The following is a 4,025-nucleotide window of genomic DNA, read 5'->3' as shown; positions in this document are numbered from 1 at the left end:
TATGGGAACTGGTATAATATAGTGAATTGTGCATGACACTACAAAAGGGTGCAAAATAGCATCCTTTTGTTCATTATAGGGAGGACAATCATTTTATATGGAACGCAAAGACTTACGTAATATTGCCATTATAGCCCACGTCGACCATGGCAAAACAACTCTAGTAGACGCCATGCTTAAACAAAGCAATGTTTTCCGTGCCAATGAGCATGTAGCTGAACGCGTAATGGATTCAAATGATCTTGAACGCGAGCGGGGCATTACCATCTTGTCTAAGAACACTGCAGTAATGTATAAAGAAACAAAAATTAACATTGTAGATACCCCCGGCCACGCTGATTTTGGTGGTGAGGTTGAGCGGGTACTTAACATGGTTGATGGCGTACTGCTGTTAGTAGATGCTTTTGAAGGTCCAATGCCGCAGACTAAATACGTGCTAAGAAAAGCACTGGAACAAAAACTTAAACCCATTGTAGTTATTAATAAAATTGATCGCCCGGACCAACGGGTAGAAGATGTTGTTGATGAAGTGCTGGAACTGTTCATTGAGCTTGAAGCCAATGATGAGCAGCTTGACTTCCCGGTTGTGTATGCTGCAGCCCGGGAGGGTGTTGCTAAAATGGCGATGGCTGACGATAGCGATAATCTGCAACCACTGTTTGAATGTATTGAGAAAACAATACCCGCCCCGAGGGGAGAGATTGATGGGCCGCTTCAGGTTATGATCACTACCCTTGACTATGATGATTATGTTGGCCGTATTGCTATTGGCCGGGTTGTTAGAGGCCGTATTGCTGGCGGGCAGAATGTCATCATTCTTAACGGCGAGACAGAAACTAAGGCCAGAATCGGTAAGGTGTACATATATGAAGGCTTAAAGCGCACTGAGGTTAAAGATGCGGCGTTAGGCGACATCATTGCTATGATTGGCCTTGAATCAGTCAATATCGGCGATACCGTGGCAGATACCGAGAACCCAGAGGCATTACCGACCATTAGAATTGACGAGCCAACGCTGTCGATGGTGTTTGCCGTAAATACCAGCCCGTTTGCCGGGCGTGAGGGTCAATTTGTTACCTCCCGCCACGTTCGTGACCGTCTGTTCCGTGAAGCAGAAACTAATGTCAGCTTGCGGGTAAGTGAGACAGACAGTGCCGACTCTTTTGAAGTGGCTGGCCGGGGCGAACTGCATTTATCGATCTTGATTGAGACAATGCGGCGTGAAGGCTATGAGCTGCAAATCGGTAAACCTCAGGTAATTTATAAACAAATTAACGGTAAGCGCTGCGAACCGATGGAATTTTTGACAATTGATGTGCCACAGGAATTTATGGGGGCAGTCATGGAATCGCTGGGAACCCGGCGGGCCGAGCTTGTCAATATGGTAGAACTGGCCGGATACTTACGGATGGAATTTATTGTTCCAGCCCGGGGCCTGATTGGTTTTAGATCAGAGTTTCTGACCAATACAAAAGGCAATGGGATCATGCACCATGTATTCCATGGTTATGTACCGTACAAGGGGGATATTCCCGGTCGTACCCGGGGTGCGCTTGTGGCCTTTGAAGCTGGCGAAACTACAGGTTATGGCATCAGCAGTATTCAGGATCGGGGCATTATGTTTGTTGTACCTGGACAATCTGTGTATCAGGGGATGATTGTAGGAGAAAACGCCCGTGAGATGGATATGGATGTTAACCCCTGCAAGAAAAAACATGTTACCAATATGCGGGCCAGTGGTACTGATGACGCTGTCCGTCTGACACCACCACGGATTTTGAGCCTTGAACAGGCGCTTGAATATATTAACGAAGATGAAGTAGTGGAAGTTACGCCGCAAAGCACCCGCCTGCGCAAAGCAACTCTGGACAGGCATCTGCGCGGACGCGAACGGAAAAAAGAATCCCAATAATAGCGTAAGCCAGAAGCGAGATTGCTTCACGTTCTAAAGAACGTGGCAATCTCGTTTCCTCAATTTCGCTCAATGTGGGGAATTATATGTCGAAAGGAGTAAGAAAAAATGAGAATTGAAAAAGAAAATTCGTTGTTATTGGTAGTGGATATTCAAGAAAAATTATTTCCCCATATCAAAAACAATAAAGAATTATCTCAAAAAACTGTAACTTTGTTGGAAGGTGTAAAGTCCCTGGATATCCCAATGATGGCTGCCCGGCAGTATCCCCGGGGACTTGGCGATACAATTGAGGTAGTGCGTCCTTACTTCACTACCGGGTATTGGGATAAAACGACGTTTAGTTGTTGTGGTAGTGAGCATCTCCTGGCCCAATTACATGGAACAGGCAGAAAAAATATCATTATTGCCGGTATTGAGGCGCATATTTGTGTTTTGCAAACAGTTATTGATCTGAAACATCATGGGTTTGTGCCTGTTGTGGTGACAGATGCTATCGGTTCCCGCACCGAACGTGATTATGAGATTTCTTTACGGAGGATGGAGTTTGAAGGTGCTGTTTTGACGACTGTAGAGTCTATTCTGTTTGAGCTTTGCCGTCAAGCCGGAACAGACGCTTTTAAAACAATCTCTAAACTTGTTAAGTAAGCACACGCTGTTGTATTAAAAAGCTAGTGTTCAGCATTAAAAAGTGCTGAACACTAGCTTTTTTTGAGTATGGCCAGATACCTTTAATTATAGATTTGATCAATGAACAGCCAGATATTGAGCAGGCTAACAATCACACCGATCGTAAGTAACAGCAGGTTCTGAAGTTTAGTGTTGGCATATTTGCCCATAACTTTAGTGGATGAGGTCAAATAGATCTGTAAAAAAATTGTTACAGGTAATTGAATGCTGAGGAGCATTTGGGATATGACAAGCCCCTTAAAGGGATTGGAAATAAGAAAGATGCAAAGGACTGCAGCAACATAAGTGATTAAGACACCTATGCGGGTGTGCTGATCCTTAATGTTATAGGGCTCACGAAACATGCCGGCGAAAATGCTGCCACCTGCCATACCTGCCGTGCTTGTTGAGGATATGCCGGCAAATAATAGCGCGAAAGCGAATACAACTGAGGCAGTATTACCAAGTATGGGGGTAAGCATATCGCCGGCCTGCTCCAGGGTTTCAACATGGATTTGGTGCTGGAAAAATGTAACTGCAGCAATTAGAATCATGGCACTGTTGATAGCCCAGCCGATAATCATGGAAAACAATGTATCAAGGAATTCGTAATTTAGTTGCTTCTTGATGACGGCATCATCTTCCAGATTCCACTGGCGGCTTTGAATGATCTCTGAGTGGAGAAACAGGTTATGGGGCATTACTACAGCCCCTAAAACACTCATGATAATCATCAAAGAGCCATCCGGGACCTGTGGTGTCACCCAGCCCTCTACCGCTTGTATCCAATCGATATTGACCAAAGTAAGCTCATATACGAATGACAGGCCGATCAATGACACAAAGCCAATAATCCACCGTTCCAAACGTCTGTAGGAACTGCTCCACAGCAACAGGCCTGAGGTCAGTGCCGCTATGACTGAGCCGGCCGCCAGCGGCAGATTAAGCAATATTTTGAGGGCAATGGCCATGCCTAGTATTTCTGCCAAAGCAGTGGCTATAGAGGCTCCTAGCGCCGAGAGCAAAGCCAGGCGCGACAACCAGGGGGAAAGGTATAGTGTAGCCGCTTCAGAGAGGCAGTATCCTGTCACGATGCCAAGGTGGGCCACATTATGCTGAAGGATAATCAGCATAATTGTTGAAAGGGTTACCATCCACAATAACGTATAGCCATAATCTGAGCCTGCTGCCATATTGGCAGCCCAATTCCCCGGGTCAATAAAGCCAACTGTTACTAAAATTCCCGGACCGATGTAGCGGAGCCATTCGCGGGATTTAATATCCGGCAAGTGGCGCTGAGAAAGAAATTTAAACATGATGTTGGTAACCTCCGAAAATATTAGTAATTATCTGTTGCGGTGTATGTATACCTAGTTATTTTTCGTTTAGTGTAAGTCTTTGTCCTGCTCCGGGTTACGTCTTTTTAGTTATCACTGTATATTTA

General features: G+C 45.2%; 3 protein-coding genes. 2 read left to right on the top strand and 1 reads right to left on the bottom strand.

Going from position 1 to position 4,025, the window contains the following annotated elements:
• Positions 1-97: 97 nt before the first annotated feature.
• A complete protein-coding gene (gene typA / locus VN379_RS07305) occupies positions 98-1,912 on the top strand; it encodes a translational GTPase TypA (protein WP_325532339.1) in 1,815 nt (604 codons plus the stop codon).
• Between the two features lie 108 nt (positions 1,913-2,020).
• Positions 2,021-2,560 carry an isochorismatase family protein gene (locus VN379_RS07300; protein WP_325532337.1) on the top strand — a complete coding sequence of 180 codons (540 nt, stop codon included), beginning with the start codon at positions 2,021-2,023 and terminating at the stop codon, positions 2,558-2,560.
• Between the two features lie 83 nt (positions 2,561-2,643).
• Here VN379_RS07300 and VN379_RS07295 read toward each other — a convergent pair whose 3' ends face one another.
• The gene (locus tag VN379_RS07295; protein ID WP_325532335.1) at positions 2,644-3,897 is read right to left on the bottom strand and encodes an Nramp family divalent metal transporter; all 1,254 of its coding nucleotides are present in this window, start codon (positions 3,895-3,897) and stop codon (positions 2,644-2,646) included.
• Positions 3,898-4,025 lie beyond the last annotated feature (128 nt).

Origin of the sequence: Sporomusa sp. (genome assembly GCF_035561255.1) — a bacterium.
GTDB lineage: Bacteria > Bacillota > Negativicutes > Sporomusales > Sporomusaceae > Sporomusa.
This window is presented reverse-complemented; position numbering and strand designations above follow the sequence as displayed.